Raw genomic sequence first — 20,040 nt, 5'->3', positions numbered from 1 at the left:
TTACATTATTTTGCCAAGGCTTTAAAGGTTTGCCCACTGGCATTTACTGAACTACTCCTCAAATAGATGTTTTCTCAGTCCGAGTGTGGCTTCCTCGCCCTGTAACTCCTGAATAGTTATCAGCTGTTTGTCTAGCATCGACAAGCAGAAGTGGAAAGTGCGATCGCTCAAATTCAGAAACTTCTTACCAAAGGCTATGAACCCAAGGATATCGGGATTATTTACCGCTACAAAGCTCATCATGAACAAGAACCCTTTGATTCCCTGACTCAGCAGTTGGGAAAGTTAGGAATGGGCTACTATTGAGTAAACCAGGATAAACGAGAGTATAGCAATTAACGACCCTCTGCTAGATCCGCATAAATAATAATCTCTACTCCTAAAATTAACAGTAGTATGAGATCAGCCCACCAAAGAATCTGAATAGTGACCGGAAATTGTGTTCCCAGAAATCGGAAAGCTACTAATGCAACCACACCGGAGAAAACAAAGGTAATCTCATCAATAATTAACTGCTCTATTTTGCGTCGTTTTCGTCGTTGATCGCTTCTATGTACTATTTCCCAGCCGAAAATTGATTCGATATCTGCATGACCAGTTTGCTCTTTAATTTTTTCAACTAAATTCAGGCGAATATATCTACCGATCGCTGAAATCTTTTCATCATTGACCAAATAAGTCCAGCCCAGAATCAGGCACACCCAGGGAACTACCAGTAAAGTGTAATAGTTGGATGGGTTAGAAACAGCGAATGACACAACTGTTACGAACAGACCTAGCGTTACATAAAGCAAATTATCCCGAAAACCAATCCTTTGAGCCTGCTCAGATTTCAGTTTGTCGTATTCCTTAAAGAAAATTTCAATAATTTGGTCTTTATCACTCATGGCTGACTCCTAGTTTCTCAAATCCTATATTTATTGTGACTGATTAACAAATATTTACCAACAAGCTAAAGAAATTCTATCTTTCTCTAGGCAAATCGTGATTAAATAGCCAAAATAGTGGATATTCAGATTATTTCAAGGATTAACCCATGCCTCGCGCAGTAGTATTGACTGCTCTTCCGGTTGAATATATGGCTGTCCGTACCCATATAGCCGACCTCCGAGAAGAAATGCACCCCCAAGGCACAATTTACGAACGCGGAAAATTTGTTGCTAACGCTACGTCGTGGGAAGTTGGCATTGTCGAGGTGGGTGCAGGTAATGCTGGGGCGGCGATGGAAGCGGAAAGGGCGATCGCCTACTTCAATCCCAGTGTCATACTTTTTGTGGGAGTTGCCGGGGGGATTAAGGATGTAGCCATTGGCGATGTGGTAGCTGCGACGAAAGTGTATGGTTACGAGTCTGGCAAGGCAAAACTGAAATTTCAACCCAGACCTGATTTAGGGCTATCTACGTACAGATTGATCCAGCGAGCGACGGCTGAGTCGAAAAAATCGGATTGGCTGCAAAGGCTGACATCTGCACCCGATTCAAACCCTTGCGTATTCGTTGCGCCGATTGCTGCCGGGGAAAAAGTGATTGCCTCCAGCAAGTCTGATGTTTTTAAGTTTATCCAGTTGAATTATGGTGATGCGGTAGCTGTGGAGATGGAAGGGCGGGGGTTGCTACAAGCGGCTCATGCCAATCACCAAGTATCGGCACTGGTAATCCGTGGGATTTCCGATCTGATTGATGGTAAGAGTGAAGCCGATGCGGGTGGTTCTCAGGAAATGGCGGCTCGCAATGCCAGTGCGTTTGCTTTTGAGATTCTGGCAAAGCTGGACGGAAATGGGTTAAGCAATGGAGATTCCCGTCTGACAACTAAAACTCAACCTATATCTCCCAACTTTTTTGCCTACGATGATACTTGGGTTGGTCGGGAAAGTCTGATTCAGGATTTGAGTCCTCGAATTCGCTCCTCTTGTCGATTACTAATACTTGTGGGAATAACAGGTATTGGGAAAACGGCTTTAGGGGAAAGATTAGCAGTCGAGTTATCAGACTGGTTTGAGGGAGACTGGAGTAAGTTTCACGAGGAGAATTTTGAGAACGAACAGCAATCTAATGATTTTGCTAGTGTAGTGGCGAGGTGGCTGGAGAAGTGGGGCGAACTGATTACGCCGGAAGACCGCAAAGATACTCAGCGCCTGCTATACCGATTGGTGAGACATCTAAAAGAGAATCGCTATTTGGTTCAACTTGATTCTTTAGAGAACATTCTACAGGGGAATGAAGAAGAGGGATGGAGTGATTTTAAAGATGAGTGGTGGGTGCGATTTTTTGAAAGTTTGCTGGTGGCAGATTCTTGTGAAAGCTGTATAATCCTAACTTCACAAGATTTACCCGCTCAAATCCCAACAATAGGAACGAGGTATCAAAATTTTTGGTATTGCCAACCTTTGAGCGGTCTGGAAGAACCAGAACGGTTAGCATTGTTCGATAAAACAGGATTAGATGTTGGTACAGAGTCAACAGGTAAGCCTTATTTAGAACGAATTGGGCGTGCTTATGAGGGACACCCTTTAGCTTTGCGGGTGATTGCTGGGGAAATTAGAAATCAGCCTTTTGATGGTAATATTCTGGCTTACTGGAATCAGTACGGACGTGAAGTAGAAGAGGTTGAGAAGGCGATCGAGGAAGCAAAAACTAAAGGAATCACAGCATCCGCCGATGATAAGTTTAATCTGCATCGATATACGCGCAACTTACAAAGAAATGTGCGAGTTCGACTAGAAAAGACTTTTAATCGGTTGCAAAAAGACGTTCGCTATGCATATATATTGCTGTGCGAAGCTTCGGTGTATCGCTGTCCAGTACCGGAGGATTTTTGGCTCTCGCATCTGGAGGATTGGGATCGGGATGAAGATGAACAGCAGGTAGCGTTGGATGCGTTGCGCGATCGTTATTTAGTGGAAGGAGTAGTTGAAGGTGATCGATGCTTACTCAGACAGCACAATTTAATTCGGAGTGTGTCGCTTGAACGCCTGAAAAAACTGGATGATGAAGATGATTAAACTAGATGAACTAGAGGCTCAAGAACAACAATTTAAGGAAGCGGTTGACATCATACCTGCCGGGGAGTCAATTTTGGCGAAGCTTTGCATTAAACCGACAGAACTGAAATCTATCAATCCCCGTTGGCAACGAACTCAATACAGAGCGGTTATCAATTGGCTCACAAAATATAAAACTCATCCCGATGATTCCAACTTGAATAAAGTAAGAGGTTTACTAGAGGCATTTCACCATCTTTGTGAAGTTGAGAATTGGCAAAAAGCTGGTGAACTCATTTTTATTAGTCTAAATACTACAATAAAAGATGATTTACACAATCAGTTATACACTTGGGGATACTATTATGAACAAGTTAGATTATATCAAAAAGTATTATACAAACTAAATTCAATAATAGATGCTATTTTGTTAAATGGTTTAGGAACTGCTTTTGATGCAATGGGAGACTCTAGCAAGGCAATCAAATACTATGAAAGCAGTCTATTAGCAGCGGATGAAGGCAAAAATCACCAAAGTAAGACAGCCACACTAAAAAATATGGGAGTTGCTTATGCTGCTCTCGGAAATTATTCTCAAGCAATGGATTATTACCAGCAAAGCCTAAGTATGGCAAAGGAAATAGGAGAACGCAAATCAGAGGGTCAGGCTTTAGGAGGTATCGGAAGCGCTTATGCAGTTCTTGGAAACTATAGTCAATCAATAGATTATTACTTACAGAGTCTAGAAATTGCCAGAGAAACACAGGATTGTCGAAGCGAGAGCGCAACTTTGGAAGGTATGGGAAACACGTATGCGGCTCTCGGAGATTACGATCAAGCGATTGATTATCATCAAAAAAGTCTAAGTCTTAGAATAAAAATACAATATCGTCAAGGAGAGGGAACATCTTTGGGCAATCTGGGCAATGCCTATTTTGCAACTGGAGATTGCATAAAAGCAATGGAGTATCACTATCAATATTTAAAAATTATGCGCGAAATTAAAAGCGATTCAGGCGAGGCAATTGCTCTCGGAAATTTAGGAAATACTTACTTTGGTATGGGGGATTATCAGCAAGCGATTAAATACTACCTACAGAGTTTGTCAATGGCGAAGAGACTTCAAAACTATGAAGAAGAAGGAAATATACTCTATTTTTTAGGGTTGAGTTTAATTCAAATAGGTAAGTATTTAGAAGCATTAGAATATCTGAAGCAGTCTTTACAGATTTCTAAAACAATTAATGCTCCGTTGTTAGAAGCACTAGCTCTTTGGAGTTTAGCCGAGCTTTGTCATAATTTAGGATTTTGGAATCAGGCTATTGATTTTTGCGATCGCGCCTTATCCATTGCAACAGAGTTAGACATCCCTCTCAAAAAAGAGTGTATGGAATTAAAACAACAATTGGAGTCCAGCTATGAGTAATTTGACAGAAAATCTCTCATTAGGTGCTAAAATATGGAACGATTAATACCCTCTAGTGATTCACTTTTAGCAGAACTTGGCATCGATCCAGCCGAACTGAAATCTATCAAACCAAATTGGAAACGCACCCAATACAGAGCGATAATTAATTGGCTAACAAGGTATTATCCTGAGAATACTGACTCTAATATAGAAAAAGTCAAAGGGCTTCTGGAATCTTTTTATCATCTTTGTGAGATTCAGGAATGGCAAATAGCCAGTAAAATATTTTTACTGTCACTTACTACACCATCCCAACAAACATTAGTTCATCAATTAGATGTTTGGGGATACTACAAAGATTCTATTGATATTTGTAATAAAATATTGGGCAAGGCTGGAGAAACTACTGATCTTGTTTGTCTCAATGCAATAGGGAACGCCCATTTAGATAACGCTAATTATTCAGCAGCTATGGAGGCATATAAGTATAGTTTGGAAATTGCTCAAAGTTTAGGAAATCTTGTGGAAACAAGTCGCGCATTAAATAATATAGGATTGGTGAATTACTACTTAGATAATTATTCTTCAGCAGTCAAATATTATCATAAATCTATTGAATTTTCTCGTAATGCCAAGGATATAGAAGGAGAAAGTCACGCTATTGGAAACCTTGGAATTATTTATCAAGTATTAGGAGATTATAATCAAGCAATTGAATACCACCTAGAAAGATTAACTATTGCTCGTAATATTGGGCATCGTCTGGGAGAAAGTCATGCTTTAGCTGGTTTAGGAAAGGATTACTGTGGCTTAAAAGAATATGAAAAAGCTATTAAATATAACCAGCTATCTTTGAAGATAAAGCAAGAAATTGGCGATCGGAGAGGAGAAGCCGTTGTTATGGGCTATCTTGGCGATATTTTTCATGCTATTGGCTACTACATTGAGGCATCTAACTACTACCAGAAACAATTATTTATATCACAGATAATCGGCGATCTTTCAGGAAAAGGAAGCGCATTGTGTAACCTTGGTTCAACTCAAGTAGATATTGAAGAATATGAAGACGCACTAATGAATTTGCAGGAAGCACTAGGAATTTCGAGGAAAATCTCTCATCGTCAAGGAGAAGCTGAAGTCCTTAAAAACCTCGCAAAACTTTGTTATAAAATTGATAAATTAGTGGAAGCGTTGGAATTCTGTGAACAGGCTTTGAGTATTTCCACGGAGTTAGGCATTCCTTTAGCACAAGAGTGTCATAAGCTGAAAGAAGAAATACTAGATACATAAACTAAGCTATAGCAGTCGCCATAACGCTTAGGACATGGATTACCGCTTTCACGGTAATGACAGCCGATAAGTAGTCCTAATAGCCCTGGCGGTTGCTATAAAGTTGCTATAAAATAGTTTAAGACACCAAAAATAATCAATAACCACCGAAGTAGCACAACTTACCCCATAGGATATTGGTTAAGCTTTTGAAACAATTTTGGTAAGCAATCACCAAAATTATTCATTTGACAGAGAACTTCTCATTAGGTGCTAAAATATGGAACGACTAATACCCTCTGGTGATTCAGTTGTAGCTGAACTTGGCATTGAACAAGCAACTTTAAAACTTCTTACCCCGAAATGGAAACGTACTCAATACAGAGCAGTCATCAACTGGCTGACAAAATACAAACCTCAGCCAGATTCACCTACCTTAAAACAATTACGCGGCTGTCTAGAAGCATTTTACCACTTGTGTGCTGTTGATGCTTGGGACAAGGCTGCTAACTTAATTAAAAGAGGAGTACCTATTATAAATGCGACAGCTTTTATAAATAATTCTCAAGCAATTTATTTAGAAGAAGCCTTGCACAGTCAGCTTGGTGATTTTGGGTACCACCGAGAACAAATAGATTTATGCAGCCAAATCTTAGGAAAAGTTAATGATGAAGTTGATGATATTTGCTTAAATAGTTTAGGTCTAGCACATCGCGCTCTAGGCAACCATCAGAAGGCGATTGAGTGCCATCAACAACAGTTAGCGATCGCTCCCGATCCAGAATCTCAAGAAATTGCCATGACTAATCTCGGCAATATTTATGGTTCTTTAGGACAATACCAAGTCGCTCTCGATCTTTACCAACAAGCCTTGGCTATTTCCACCACTATATCTAATCAAAAAGGTCAAGCCAAACTCCTGGGAAACTTTGGTGTTATCCACCGATTACAGGGAGATTACGAGCCAGCTAGTGAGTATCACCGACAACAGTTAGAAATCGTCTACAAGATTGGTGATCGCAAAGGAATTGCTAATGCTTTGGAAAATTTGGGTATTGTCTACTACTTCTTAAAAGAATACCAGAAAGCTGCTGAAAATATGCAGGGTAGCTTATTAATTGCTAGAGAATTGGGAAATAGAAGAGATGAAGCCAGTACGCTAGGCAGTTTGGGCAATGTCTATTTTGCTTGGCAGAATAACTCATTAGCCTGGGATTTATATCAACAGCAGCTAGAACTTTCCCGTGAAATAGGATATTTGGAAGGAGAAAAGGCAGCATTAGGAAATTTAGGCGTAGTTTGTAATTCTACCGGACAATACGAAACCGCAATTGGATATTACGAGCGAGGATTAGCGATCACCAGGAAAATAGGCGATAGACAAGGTGAGTCATACGCCTTAAGTAATTTAGGCAATACTTATAGTTGTTTAGAGCAATACGAGATGGCGATTGAATACCACAAACAAAGCTTAGGAATTGCCGCTGGCATTGGCGATAAATGGGCGGCAGCAGCAGCAATTCATAATTTAAGTGATGCCTATCGTTTGCTCAAACAGTTTGATTTAGCAGCATTATTAGGGATGCGAAGTTTGTATATATTTGCCTGTATACAATCTCCTGAAATGGAAACAGCCATGATGACTCTCAGTAAAATAGCACTGGAAATTGGCATAGAGGAGTATGCCGAGATAATAGAGGAGCAATTACAAGTAATTGAGCAAGAAGAGGGCGGTCAACAAGCTGTAGCAGGGTTAAGAAAATTACTTTTTGATAATTAATTGAAAAACAATGAGCTACCTTACTGAACCAGAAGCTAAAGAATTAAAAATCACCAATGAAGTTAACATCACTCTCCCTGGTGATTCCATCCTATTCTATCTTGGTATCGAGCCAGCCACTGTTAAGTCTACCAAACCACTGACTAAACGTACCCATTACAGAGCCGTTATCAACTGGCTCACAAAGTATAAGCCCGTGACAGGTGCTTCAAATCTAGATCGAGTACAAGGTTATTTGGAGGCATTCCATCATCTATCTGAAGTCGAGGCTTGGAATCAAGCTTTAAAGATTTTAGTCATTAATATTACTCATCCTGAAAATGAACAGTTACATAATCAACTATTTACTTGGGGATATTATAGAAATCTATCAGAATTGTACAATATATTTTTAGAACATTTAGCTAATATCCATCCCTATTATCAGACTATTTTCTTATACGGTATGGGCAAGGTATATTATGCTCAGGGATACCTGGAAAAAGCCATTGAATATTATCAACAGGCATTAGAACTTGCACGTACAATTCCCGATTGTCAGCAGGAAAGTGCAATTTTAAATAGCCTCGGACTTGTTTACTTATATTTAGGAAATCACTCCAAATCAATTAATTACACTTGGCAAAGTTTAGTTATTGCATGGAAAAATCATAACTATCAAGGGCAAGCTATCGCTTTGAACAGCTTAGGGCTGGTGTTTTGTCAAAAAGGAAAATACTCCAAAGCAATTAAGTACCAGCAGGAAAGTCTGAGGATTTTACGTCAAAGCTACAACCCTTCGTATGAGGGAAGGGTTTTGGGAAGCCTCGCGCAAGCTTATGGTGGTTTAGAAAATTACGAAAAAGCTATTGAATACCAGCAGCAACATTTAACCTTTATGCAAACTACCCAAGATCGTGCAGGAGAGGGGGAGGCATTATTTAACTTAGCAACTACACTAGCAATTTGTAAGCAGGATTCAGAAGCTCTGAAATGTTTTCAGGAATGTCTGAAAATCTGTAAAGAAATTGGCAATCGTTTGACTGAAGTTAATGTCCTTTTAAATTTAACAGCATTTTATCAAAGATTAGGTAATAAAGATTTGGTTCGTAAGTATTGTCAACAGGCTTTTTCCATTGCCGATGAACTAGGTATACCGCTTGACTCCTTTCAGCAGTTAGGCTCACGGAACAGTATACTTGAATCAACAGTATGTTGCTTATTCAAAAACAGCTAGATTGGGAAAATGAATAATCTTGCAGATTAGGAAATGCCTATACTTTTCTGGCAGAGTATAAATTGGCAATTCAGTTCTGCCAACAAAGTTTGAACATTGCTAGAAAAATTGGTGATCGCAGTCGGGAAGGAGAATCATTAGGAGCCTTCGCTTCGCTCTATTTAGCAATGGAAGATTACAAACTGGCACTCGACTTTTGCCAGCAGAGTTTAACCATTGCCAGAGAAGTAGGCGATCGCTCCGCAGAAGGAACGGCATTAAACTATCTCAGCATTGCTTACTATTCCCTCAAAGACTACCAACAAGCTATTAATTGCTCTCAACAAAGCTTGACCGTTGCTAAGGAAATTGGCAATCGCACTATCGAAGGGGTAGCATTGTGCAGTCTAGGCGTTAGCTACTACTTTTTAGGAGATTATCGACAGGCAATTGACTATCAACAGCAAAGCTTAAATATGACGAGGCAAATTGGTGATCGCGCCAACGAGAGTAAAGTGCTGGATAACCTTGGTTTAGTTTATCAAGCGCTAAGAGAGTACAAAATAGCTGTTGAGTTCTATCAGCAAGGCTTAATCATTAGTCAGGAGATCGGCGATCAATCTGGAATAGGACAAGCTTCAGGGAATTTGGGAAATACTTACTATTCTATAGAAAAGTATCAGGAGGCTATAGAATGCTACCAACAAAGTTTGAGCGTTGCCACAAAGGTAGAAAATTTGCCCAAAATAAGGGCTTTACTGGGAGGATTAGGTACTGCTTACGATTGCTTAGGAGAGTACGAGAAAGCGATCGAGTTTTATTTTGCAAGTTTGAGTGTGGCTCGCCAATTAGAAAACCATTCCCAGGAAGCAGTATCATTAAGGTTGATAGGTCTTGCTTACAACGCTTTGGAAAACCATCACCAAGCCATTTTATATTTTGAACAGTGTTTGACTGTTGCACAGGAGATAAACGAGCCTATTGAAGTAGGAAGAGCAGTAAATAATATAGGTTCTGCATACTATACTCTAGGAAACTATCAGAAAGCAATCGAATACTATCAGCACCATTTAGATATAGCACGACAAATCGGCGATCGCCAGGGAGAAGCAGCAGCATTATGTAATTTAGGAAATACTCAAAGCGAACTCGAACGATATACAGAAGCTTGGGAATGCTTGCAAGCGGCATTGGAAATCTTTAGAGAAATTAACGAGTCTGATAGCGAGGCGATCGTTCTTTACAATCTAGCAGAGCTTCATTATCAAATGGGCAACTTGGATTTGGGAGAGCGAAAAATTTTGGGGAGATGGGTAATCAATAGGAATTGTAAAGATTAATCATCCCAAAGACCCTGAAATTTGCCAGATGCCAATTCGGTATAACGCACAGTATGCTGAATATTGTTATGTCCCAAGTAACTCTGAATTGTTCGAGTATCAATACCTCGATTAGCCCAATAATATCCCATTTCCTCTAATTATTGATTTTTTTATCAACATTTGTCTTCTTCCCCTTGCTTCCAGAGTAGTATTAATACTCTTGACTTTAATGTAAATTGACAGACTTTAAGCTGAATTATTCCAGCAATTTATCTAAGGCTGTTTGAGCAATTAATTCCGCTTTCTCTGATGTCACTTTTTGATACTGTAAGGTCGTCTGAATACTACTATGTCCCATCAACGCCCGTAATTCTTCTAAACCCATTAACCCGACTCGCTCGGTAGCAAAAGTATGTCTTAAATCATGCAATCTAGCGTCTTGAAGTGTGGGGACGAGGGCGATCGCGTCTTTCCAGTCTTGATAGGCTTGGCTGTAGCTAAGGCGGCTGATCTGGAGGGTTTTGGGGTGCTGGGCGACAAATAAGGCGGTGGCCTGGGGAGGGCGAGTTCCCTGAATATAGCGTTCTAAGGCTTGGGCTGCATCAACGCTGTAGAAGCACCAGCGTCGTTTATTGCCTTTGCCGATGACTTGGAATTTGCGGTCGGAGAAGTTGATTTGGTCGAGATCTAAGGCGAGGACTTCACTGACTCTGGCCCCACTGCGGTGTAGTAAACGGACTAAGGCCATGAGTCGCCAGTTGGAGAGGTGGCGGATGGCTTGATATAGGGCGTTGAGTTGATCGGGTTTGAGGTAGCGGATCGTGCTGTCTTCGTGGTGTTCTCCTTGCTGGGCATCGGGTTTTCTGGGTTTGAGGCGGGCGATGGGGTTGATGGGGATATAGCCTTCATCTACGGCAAAGTTCATGAGGGCGATGAGAATGCGTTGATGGCGACGGTGGGTGGTGTAACTCAGGTGGGTTAAGGAGTCGAGGTAGTCGCGTACTTGTTGGCGATCTAGTGTTTTAATCTCCCAAAAGCCATACTGTTGCAGGAAGGGAATTAGGGTGAGTTCATAAGACTTTCGGGTAGCTGGGGAGAGTTCAGGACGCTGTAAAAATTGGGTGGCAATTGTAGCAATTGTGGTTGTCATAAAACAGGAATTATGCTGAAATAAGAAGAGGTTAATAACTACTGTTTTTAGCATATTTTAATGCACACTTTAACATCGGAATTTTTGCCCCAACCCGAGGAAACCCTGGGGGAATACGTGCGACGGCTGCGAGGACTGAAGCGTCTGAGTCAAGAGCAGTTGGCGCAAGGGTGTGGGTTGCATCTGCAAAGTATTGGCAAGATTGAGAGAGGGTTAACAACTCGTCTAAGCCAAAAGGCGAAACGGGGTCTGGCTCAGGTTTTGGGGGTTCCCGTGGCGTATTTGGAGGCGGCGGTGCGGGGGACGGGAGTGGAGGTGTCTCAGGCGCTGAAACTGTGTCTGTGTTGTTGGACACCGGGGACGGTGCCGGAGTTGGGGTGGCTTGACCCCAGGGCCAAGTTTTGTTTTTTGTGTGGGGGGGTTTTGTGCGATCGCTGTTCCCACTGTTCTCACCCCATTACTTCTGAGCAATATCGGTTTTGTCCGATGTGTGGTCAGTCTTATCGGGATGGAAAGCACAAAGCTAAATAATAAAGCAATTTTCGGAGAGTTCTTAGGCAGCGTATCATAGAGATAAACTAAACGAATCGGGCACTTCAAGCAACAACTCCAGACGACTTGCGTATAAAGAAAAAAAATAGCTTTTTTTCTAATTTGATTACAAACAGCCCATCCGATTCACTTGTTTTCTGGCTGCCTTCAGATAGTTCCTTACCTCAAGCCCATCTTCAAAAACTGTCCGAAGTATTGTTAAAAAGCAATTAATCTCAAAAAATTGAATAAAAATCTACAACGAACTTAACGAAAAGTTAAATCAAATCATCCAACAAGGTGATAATTTCTCCCTATCTTATTGGGCTAGGAAAAGACTCGGTTGTAGGGAAAGTCTCAGGGAAAGTGTGAAGAAATGTAACGATTTGCATAAACTTTAGGCTAAGAGTCAATCAATAACGGTAGCCAAATGACGAGACATCTCTTAGACTGAAACATAGAAAACAACAGCAACAAGCTGAAAACCGTTCAATTTGAGCCAGATAATGTCTATGGTCTATATATTTGTTCCCAAGCTAAATCAAGTCCTTATTTTTAGTTTTGACTCGTTGGTAGAACTCCTCCATAACTTGAATAAAAGAATTCTCCTTTTTCCAAAAAGCCGGAAAATCTCCTTGTTTTTTAATTAAAATAGCAGGTAAACTCACAGAAGAGGGTTCTTCAACCACTTGAGGAAGTCGATGGGTTCCTAACCAAAACTCTCGCGCACTAATTTTCTCTGGTATCACTTCCGAAAAAACATCCTCAATATTATCGGGAACTTCATTCATTAATAATTTAGACACAAAACTTGCTTTTGAAGACAAATATTTAATCGCTTTCGACCAATCGCTAGAACTAATCGGTGTAATTTCAATAGTCGTATTATATCGAGGTTCTTTATAAACCCCAAAGTAGGGATTAATTGAACCTTTAACGGTTGCCGTAATTCGATTTTGATCAATACTCGACTTAAGAATCTTACCACCCCTTGCATAAGAACGTCCTCGACCCAAACGTGCAGGGTCACTAAAAGCTTCTAACGCTTCAATAAATTGTTTTCCCTACCAAGTCCGACTAAATTGAGCCATAATAGATGATTACTCCTACAAAATTAAAACCAATCAACTACTCCAATAAAGCCAGTTTATTCAATTGAATAAGCCGTTGGAACGCTTCATTATCCAATTCTGTTAACCAAGATTCATCACTGCTAATGACTTGAGAAGAAAGTTTTTTCTTATCTTCTATCATCACGTCAATTTTTTCTTCCAAAGTTCCCAAAGCCACAAATTTATGAACAAATACATTTTTCGTTTGACCAATCCGAAAAGCTCGATCCGTTGCCTGATCTTCCACCGCCGGATTCCACCACCGATCAAAGTGAAATACATGATTGGCTTTGGTTAAAGTGATTCCCACACCTCCGGCTTTCAAAGAGAGAATAAAGACAGAAGGTTCTGTCTCAGGATTTTGGAATTGAGTAATCATTTGTTCCCGTTTCGTGCGATTTGTACCCCCATGAATATAATAAGTGTTATAATGATAATGATGTTTAAAGTGGCGTTCTAAACCATCACAGACTTCTTTAAACTGGCTAAAAACTAATAAACTTTCTCCTTCTAAAATGGCTTCTTCTGCCATATCTGCCAATCCTTGTAATTTCTGCGATCGCGCCGCCGAAAATTCACTTCCATCCTGTAAAAACTGAGCCGGATGGTTACAAATTTGTTTTAACTTCATCAGCGTTGATAAAATTAATCCTCTTCGCTTAATCCCTTCAACTTCATTGATTTTTTCAGCCACATCCTTCACCAAGGCTTCATACAGAGAAGCTTGCTCTTTCGTTAAATTACAATACACTTTTTGCTCAACTTTATCGGGTAAATCATTAATAATTAAAGGGTCAGTTTTAACTCGTCTCAAAATTAAGGGTTCTACAAGTTTCTTTAAAGTTGCAGATTTCATCCGGTCATTATCCTTTTGAATAGGAATTTCAAAGGACTTGCGAAATTGACCTTCTTTCCCCAAATAACCAGGATTCAAAAAATTAAAAATTGGTACACACAATCCAGGAGACGATTTTCAACGGGAGTTCCGGTTAAAGCTAATCGAAATTGAGCCGAGAGTTTTAATATCGCACGAGTTTGAGCGGTTTTGGGATTTTTAATATTTTGAGCTTCATCAACAACAATTCGTCGCCATTCAAGATTCGGGTCGAAGTTTCAACCCAAAGGTAAAATGCACCTTGTTCGATGAAATCACCTGTTGTTTCAGGAATCCAAGTTCCGTGCAGGATTTTCATTGGGGGATGTTATTTTAATTTGCTTACATTTTATATCGGGTTGGTGAACTTTAAAATAATTTAGCTTGATTGTTTGGTTATTTCGGAGGAGGACAGAAAAGGGATATCAAGAAAATCTTAAGAATTACGTCAATCGCATCAAATGGGATTAAGGTTTTCTATAAATGCTGTAATTTAAGTATCAGGACGAGTCGTTCAAGTTTCGGCTGATTAAACCTGTGGCGAACATTAGATTTTCTAATGTCCTGGGAGATTTTAATCAGGTTAAAAGTTCACCAATTGTAGTGCCAGAACCAGGAGTTATGGATTGTTACGTTGCTGTTACATTTGCCCCAGTTCAGGGATTTATCGAGAAGTCCCGAAAACTGCGAGACCTTTATGGTGCATCATTAATCCTTTCCTATCTAACTGATAGATTGGTGAAAGAAGCTGAAAAAAACTGTCAAGTTTTGTCGCCCGGATTGATTAATATTCCCAAAGGAATGCCGAATCGAATCTTGTTAAGAGGAGAGTTTAGTGAACAACAAGCTAGGGATGCACTACTAACAGCATGGAAACAGATTTTGAAACAATGCCGAAGTTGGGTTGAAAATCACTTACCTCAATATACTTATGATTGGGAAGAACAATGGCAACATTGGGGAAATTATAGCTGGGAAATTTTTCGAGGTGAAGGTAAAAGACCAAAAACTGCGATGGAAGATTTGGAGGAACAAAAACTGTCTCGGAACTGGATTGCTTTAAACTGGGTTGGTGAAAGCTCTAGTTTAACAGGAACCGATGCGATCGCTCACCCTGGATTAGGTTGTAAAACCCTAGACCCTAGAAAAGCATTATCTGCTCCTGAACGCCAAGCTATAAAACAATTCTACACAGATTTATCCTTAGCTTTAGAAACTCATCCAGAAACCCAAGAAGAAGAAGATTTAGAAGAAGAAATCTCATTGACTGCTGAAGTTTCAGATCCAGAAGTACAACCCGAAGGCAAATTTCTGTCTGATTCAGAGCGCCTAAGTATTCCTGAATTAGTAAAGCGATTAGTCACTCGCAGTGATATTAGCCAATCGTTAGAAATGCCATTTTTAGGAAGAAGTTTTAAAGATATTGTTCGCCGTCCTGAAGATAGCAACCCAAATTCAGATGGACAGTGGACAGGTTGGTTTATGGGAGATGGGGATAAGGTTGGAGATAGACTTAAAGAAATTGCTGAGGAAGAAGGTGATCAAAAACTTCAAGAATTTAGTAAAGCGATGCGGGAATGGGGAAAAAACTTTGCAAAAGAGTTTTCTAAAAAGAAATTGGGCCGAATTGTTTATGCAGGAGGAGATGATTTTTTAGGAGTTATTTATAGTCGTAACCCAAAACAACCGATTCCTCGTCAAACCATTATTGATTGGTTAATGGAACTTCCTCAAGAATGGGCTAAACATGAACAAGCAATTACGCTTAGTTTAGGGTTTGTTTGGGCGGCTTCTGGTGTTCCCCAACGGGATATTTTACAACATTGTCGCGAAGCTCAAGAACGCTCTAAAAATTTAGGACGCGATCGCGTTACTATCCGAATCGTTTTTAATAGTGGTCAATATGTGCAATGGACTTGCCCTTGGCACTATTTAAGAATTTTACAACAATATCAAGATCGAGAAAAACGGCAAAATTGGAGCCATGTTTATCAGGATTTAGCTTATCTCAAATCTCGTCATTCGATTGATTTAAGTTTGACGGAACAGCAAGAAGATTTAATTGATGAAAGAATTGCCCTGGCTTTAGTTAAAATTTATTTTCAGAATGAAGATAAATATTTATCTCTTGAACGGGAGAAAATAGTAGGTAAAGATTCTTCCTTAGAATTAATCTTTTGGATTAATGATTTAATTGAGGTGGGATGGCAACTGTGTTCCTAAATAAAATCATCTAATTATTTTCAAATTACTAATTTTACCTCTTGATTATGACTCAACAAAAACAATCACCTCGATTTCAATATCTAATTACAGTTACGCCTTTAGGATTAATGTATGGAAGTGCAGGCGGTTTTCTTTCTCCTGAAAATTTGGTGGGACGTTCTCGTTCTAAATTCCCTCCCGAAGCTGCTACTTTATCAGGGCTTATCTTTAGTTCTAGCCGAGAAAAAAATCAAACCAAAAGTGCATTGACAAAAACAGAGATTCAAAAACAACTTCGGGATAACTTGTATGTGGCTGGGCCATTTTGGGCTAAATTAGATGCTCCTGAATATTTTTATGTTCCGATTCCTTGGACAAAAATTATTTCTGATGATGGTTGTGATGAATGGTTTATTGAAAACCAGAAATGGCAACGACAAAACCATAAGATTGAACCGGACTATCAATGGCAAACAATTAATAGTTGGAATCATCCCCCTGATCTGATTTTAGAAAATGAAAATGCAGCTAAACCGCCTTGGAAATTTATTCCCATGCTGCACCCAGATTTAGAAACAAATCAACGTCACGTTAAAGATGAAGATGGTTTGTTTCTCGAATATGCGGTTCAAATGGAAGATGACACTTGCATTGTTTATCTATCCACTGAATTTTTAGAATCAGGATGGTATCGTTTTGGAGGAGAAAACCATGTTGTAGAAATTAACTCTATTGAAATACCAGAAAATGATAAATTTTTTCAGCCTTTTCGAGATTCAATTCAAAAAGCATTTGCTTTAATTACTCCGGCGGTTTGGGGATCTACTCGTTTTTCCTACCGTTATCCTCAGTCAAATTTTCCTATTTCTAAAATGCTTACCGATAAACCTATTCCCTATCGTTATCGAACTGGAGATGGAAAAGGAACAGGTCAGGGACGGTTAGGGAGAGGACGCTATGCTGTACCTCCAGGGAGTGTTTATGTCTTAGATAAACCTCTCAATCAAACTTGGCGGGACTGGGACGAAAGTTGGTTTCCCCAGGAAGGTTATAGTCTTCGCCATGTTGGATGCGGTTTAAGTTTACCATTAACAATTCAAGGAGTAACTGATGTATAACAAAGCTCTTGGCATTATTAAAACTTTAGCTCCTCTTCATGTGGGTGCAACCGCAGGAGAAGAAAGCGGAAATCTGAATCTAATTTTCCGAGATCAATTTACGCAAACGGGGATTATTCCAGGGAGTTCAATTCGGGGTCGCTTACGCAGTGAAATGAGAGCTAATTCTAACGTTAACGAAAATTACTGGTATGGCAATAAAGCAGATTCTGAACTATCAGATAAAACCAGTGAATCTTTCGTTAAAATAGAATATGCTTCGATTGTCTGGCTTCCGGTATTTTGCCCAGGACAACCGATGGTTTGGGTTAGTAGTCCTCGTCTGTTAAAACGCTATCAACGGATAGCAGGTGAGTTGATTCAAACTGAAGATGGAACGCTGCTAAAAGATTTGGATATTCCCAGCGAATATACGCGATCGCAAACCTTAAAACCCCTAGCTATTAATCAGGAAGAAAAATTATTTTTTAACTATGGGTTTTTAACCATTGAAGACTCAAAAGATTTATCACTTTGGTTTCCCTTTGGAGAGGAATTACCCGCCGTTGTTGTCTCCGATAACGAAATTGGGATGATTCATGATATGGCTCTGTATCGCCAAACTCGCGTATCCTTAGAAGAACAAGAAAAGCGGGCTAAAAAAGGTCAATTTTTTAATACTGAAGCTTTACCCGAAGATACAATTTTAGCCTTTCCCATTGCTTTAAGAAATGATCCAAACGGAGGAAAATGGCAACCTTTTAATGGAGAAAATAGTGCAGAAATTTATCTCGGAGGTTTAGAATCTATTGGTTTTGGTCATTGTTTAGTTAGTATTCACGGGCTAGAACCTCCAACTGATAATCAAACCAATGACGTTAATCAATAGAGATGAAAATTTTTTTGTTTACCTGAATTTAGGAGCATAGACTATGGCATTTACCTCTTTAAAAGTTGACCAAGTAGCCCATGATTTAGTTCTCAAATGTTGTCACGAATATCCTAAAGGGATTAAAGAATCTTATAAGATGCGAATGACAGTTGCTTATGGCTTAGAACGATTTTGGGGAGAACAATTTCGTTTGAAAGGAGATAAAGCTCGATACTGGCTAGAAACTTGGAAAAAGTTAGTTGAAATTATGGGTGATGCTGGAATTGAAATTCCCAATGATGATGTGAGCAGTGGCGAACCAGCCGCTATTCGAGATCTGGCGCAACGACTTTGGACATTTCCCCAGGAACAACGCAAAGTTGCATTAGCTATATTAATCCAACTTTGTGACAGTTTGGTGTGGTGGACACAACGTTATAAAAACTTAATTCCAGAGGAGCAAAACGATGATGATAACTAGAGAATGCGATTACGTTCCTTTAATGTTTCAAGCTCAGATTGAGGGACGATGCCAAATTCAGTTTATTAAAGATGAACCTCGCCAACAAGCAGAAGACTGGGTGGATGAATGGTTAAAAGGAACCGTCAAAAAAACTCCTCAGTTTGGTGCTGATGTCGAAACAAAACCCTATAAAATTCCTTGGCGTTGGGTGTCTAATAGTGGACAGGATGAAGACATTATTCGACCTGTGATTGCCGCTAAAGGTTATCCCTATTATCCTGGTTCGAGTATGAAAGGAACCTTCCGACGAGCTTGTACCCCTGAAGAAGCACAACATTATTGTGGGGGAAAAGAAGGGAAAAAAACTCGTCCAGGGATTCTTCGGTTTCATGGGGGATATCCTAAGAATGAAACTTGGAAAAAAACACCCCTGGTTGATTTAATCCATCCTCAAGAAGATTGGCAAATCAAAAATTCTAATTCCCATCGTGCATTAATTCAGATTTCGTTGCTAGGAACTACATTAGTCTTTGGGATTTCTAGTTCTAAAAAACTCTCTGGTGATGAATGGGAAAAAATTTGGCTAATTTGGCATCGTGCTATAGAAAAAGGCATTGGTTTACGAACCAGTGCAGGTTATGGACAACCTCAACATCATGGTAAATCTCCGCTATTAAGAGTTAAACTGAAGGGTCAAGGTTTAGCATCTCGTTTAATTTATAAATCTGGTGATTTTGCTGACCAAGGAGAATTTAGACCCAATCTATTCAAAGCGGCTTTACGAGGTCATACTCAGCGTTTATTTGCAGGCGTTACGGACGAGGCAACCACGCAAGCTTTAACTCAAGAATTGTGGGGAGGAATTGCAGATCAGAAGAAATCCATTGGATCAGATCAGAAAAAATCCATTGCGGGTCTACTTGGAACTGCTTTTTCTTATAAATTTGATGGCTTAAATTTAGATCAATATCCTTACAAAGATTCAAGTTTACCAATTTTTGAACTAACAGCAGGAAACCTTGATTTATTAGGGATGCGTTCTTTACCTGATGAAGAAACTACTCGGGAGTTAAAAAAATTAATCACTCAATTGATTAAATTTTCTATGCTTTTAGGTGGGTTTGGTAAATCTTGGCGACGGGTTGATCATCGGTTAGTATTCCCTAAATATGTTAACAATTGTGCTAATAATGTTCATCATAATCCTATGATTGGATGCCATTGGGAATTCTTGGAAGGTTCAGAAAAATATTATGTTCCTGTGGGTGAACTGACAGATATTACAATATTTTTAGAGAAACTCAGAACTAACCTGCAAACATGGGTACGCTCCAAGAAAAAGCAAGTGAGTAATCCTAATACCTTTGTTTCTTGGCGAGAAACATGGCATCCTGATAATGTACAGGTTTGGGGACGAATCGCTAATAATAAGTTTGATAGTAAAGCGGTAGGGTGGTTTCATAGCAATTATTCAGGAGTTCAAACGATTAAAAAGACTTTGCTAACGGGACAGTTAAATCAAATTGGGAGAATCTGGCATCGAATGTATCCTCGCTATATTAAAGCTAGTGATAACACTTGGCAGCCAACAGGAGAATATATTGAACTGTTAACGATTTTTCCTAATATTCTTGATAAGGATGAATCTCAAAATGCAGAAGATTTTCTAACATTCCTAGACACAAAAACTTCGTTTAGTTTACTTTATCCAGGGTAACTTAGCAGAATCGGATAGAAGCTTTACCGTCAATCGCACGAAATACATTAATGCTTCTATCCCTAA

16 protein-coding genes and 2 pseudogenes are annotated in these 20,040 nt (G+C 39.6%); 13 read left to right on the top strand and 5 right to left on the bottom strand.

Annotated elements, in window-relative coordinates; translation table 11 throughout:
- The first annotated feature begins 150 nt into the window (after positions 1-150).
- A complete protein-coding gene (locus AC2D3N_RS24350; protein WP_484693890.1) occupies positions 151-306 on the top strand; it encodes a hypothetical protein in 156 nt (51 codons plus the stop codon).
- Between the two features lie 29 nt (positions 307-335).
- On the opposite strand, the gene AC2D3N_RS24345 is transcribed toward AC2D3N_RS24350, so the two are convergent.
- Positions 336-887 (bottom strand): hypothetical protein, encoded by a 552-nt coding sequence (locus AC2D3N_RS24345; protein ID WP_484693889.1) that lies wholly within the window; start codon positions 885-887, stop codon positions 336-338.
- A gap of 167 nt (positions 888-1,054) precedes the next feature.
- On the opposite strand from AC2D3N_RS24345, the gene AC2D3N_RS24340 reads away from it, so the two are divergent.
- From AC2D3N_RS24340 to AC2D3N_RS24315, 6 genes are all read left to right on the top strand, one after another.
- Positions 1,055-3,001: a phosphorylase family protein gene (locus tag AC2D3N_RS24340; protein WP_484693888.1), complete on the top strand. Its 1,947-nt coding sequence runs from the start codon at positions 1,055-1,057 to the stop codon at positions 2,999-3,001.
- Entirely contained in the window at positions 2,994-4,406 is a 1,413-nt protein-coding gene (locus AC2D3N_RS24335) for a tetratricopeptide repeat protein (RefSeq protein ID WP_484693887.1), read from the top strand. The genes AC2D3N_RS24340 and AC2D3N_RS24335 overlap by 8 nt, the downstream gene beginning before the upstream one ends.
- Before the next feature lie 33 nt (positions 4,407-4,439).
- Positions 4,440-5,678, top strand: coding sequence for a tetratricopeptide repeat protein (locus AC2D3N_RS24330; protein ID WP_484693886.1), 1,239 nt, complete (start codon positions 4,440-4,442; stop codon positions 5,676-5,678).
- Positions 5,679-5,937: 259 nt separating this feature from the next.
- Positions 5,938-7,437: a tetratricopeptide repeat protein gene (locus tag AC2D3N_RS24325; protein WP_484693885.1), complete on the top strand. Its 1,500-nt coding sequence runs from the start codon at positions 5,938-5,940 to the stop codon at positions 7,435-7,437.
- Between the two features lie 10 nt (positions 7,438-7,447).
- Positions 7,448-8,653 carry a tetratricopeptide repeat protein gene (locus AC2D3N_RS24320; protein ID WP_484693884.1) on the top strand — a complete coding sequence of 402 codons (1,206 nt, stop codon included), beginning with the start codon at positions 7,448-7,450 and terminating at the stop codon, positions 8,651-8,653.
- 62 nt (positions 8,654-8,715) lie between these two features.
- Positions 8,716-9,972 (top strand): tetratricopeptide repeat protein, encoded by a 1,257-nt coding sequence (locus AC2D3N_RS24315; RefSeq protein ID WP_484693883.1) that lies wholly within the window; start codon positions 8,716-8,718, stop codon positions 9,970-9,972.
- Here the strand turns inward: AC2D3N_RS24315 and AC2D3N_RS24310 are convergent.
- Positions 9,969-10,100 (bottom strand): annotated as a pseudogene (locus AC2D3N_RS24310) (tyrosine-type recombinase/integrase); the annotation flags it as partial. The gene AC2D3N_RS24315 and the pseudogene AC2D3N_RS24310 sit on opposite strands and share 4 nt — an antisense overlap.
- Positions 10,101-10,210: 110 nt before the next feature.
- Complete coding sequence (locus AC2D3N_RS24305) at positions 10,211-11,104, bottom strand: tyrosine-type recombinase/integrase (protein WP_484693882.1); 894 nt, start codon at positions 11,102-11,104, stop codon at positions 10,211-10,213.
- Between the two features lie 60 nt (positions 11,105-11,164).
- Between AC2D3N_RS24305 and AC2D3N_RS24300 the strand changes: the two genes are divergently transcribed.
- A complete protein-coding gene (locus AC2D3N_RS24300) occupies positions 11,165-11,635 on the top strand; it encodes a helix-turn-helix domain-containing protein (protein ID WP_484693881.1) in 471 nt (156 codons plus the stop codon).
- A gap of 536 nt (positions 11,636-12,171) precedes the next feature.
- Here the strand turns inward: AC2D3N_RS24300 and AC2D3N_RS24295 are convergent.
- Complete coding sequence (locus AC2D3N_RS24295) at positions 12,172-12,687, bottom strand: SWIM zinc finger family protein (protein ID WP_484693897.1); 516 nt, start codon at positions 12,685-12,687, stop codon at positions 12,172-12,174.
- A gap of 76 nt (positions 12,688-12,763) precedes the next feature.
- Positions 12,764-13,839 (bottom strand): annotated as a pseudogene (locus tag AC2D3N_RS24290) (DEAD/DEAH box helicase); the annotation flags it as partial.
- A 319-nt stretch (positions 13,840-14,158) separates the two neighbouring features.
- On the opposite strand from AC2D3N_RS24290, the gene AC2D3N_RS24285 reads away from it, so the two are divergent.
- From AC2D3N_RS24285 to AC2D3N_RS24265, 5 genes are read left to right on the top strand one after another with little or no spacing between them, the layout of a single operon-like run.
- The gene (locus tag AC2D3N_RS24285; RefSeq protein ID WP_484693880.1) at positions 14,159-15,844 is read left to right on the top strand and encodes a Cas10/Cmr2 second palm domain-containing protein; all 1,686 of its coding nucleotides are present in this window, start codon (positions 14,159-14,161) and stop codon (positions 15,842-15,844) included.
- 47 nt (positions 15,845-15,891) lie between these two features.
- On the top strand, positions 15,892-16,944 hold the full coding sequence (locus AC2D3N_RS24280; protein WP_484693879.1) for a CRISPR-associated protein: 1,053 nt from the start codon (positions 15,892-15,894) through the stop codon (positions 16,942-16,944).
- Positions 16,937-17,812: an RAMP superfamily CRISPR-associated protein gene (locus tag AC2D3N_RS24275; protein WP_484693878.1), complete on the top strand. Its 876-nt coding sequence runs from the start codon at positions 16,937-16,939 to the stop codon at positions 17,810-17,812. Before AC2D3N_RS24280 ends, AC2D3N_RS24275 begins: the two co-directional genes overlap by 8 nt.
- A 43-nt stretch (positions 17,813-17,855) precedes the next feature.
- Positions 17,856-18,275 carry a hypothetical protein gene (locus AC2D3N_RS24270; RefSeq protein WP_484693877.1) on the top strand — a complete coding sequence of 140 codons (420 nt, stop codon included), beginning with the start codon at positions 17,856-17,858 and terminating at the stop codon, positions 18,273-18,275.
- Positions 18,262-19,974, top strand: a complete 1,713-nt coding sequence (locus AC2D3N_RS24265; RefSeq protein ID WP_484693876.1) for a hypothetical protein — start codon at positions 18,262-18,264, stop codon at positions 19,972-19,974. The genes AC2D3N_RS24270 and AC2D3N_RS24265 overlap by 14 nt, the downstream gene beginning before the upstream one ends.
- Positions 19,975-20,040: the final 66 nt, after the last annotated feature.

Source organism: Planktothrix sp. PLAVEN19ND (assembly GCF_057220675.1).
Note: the sequence above shows the minus strand (reverse complement) of the source record. Positions and strands in the feature narration are given on the sequence as shown.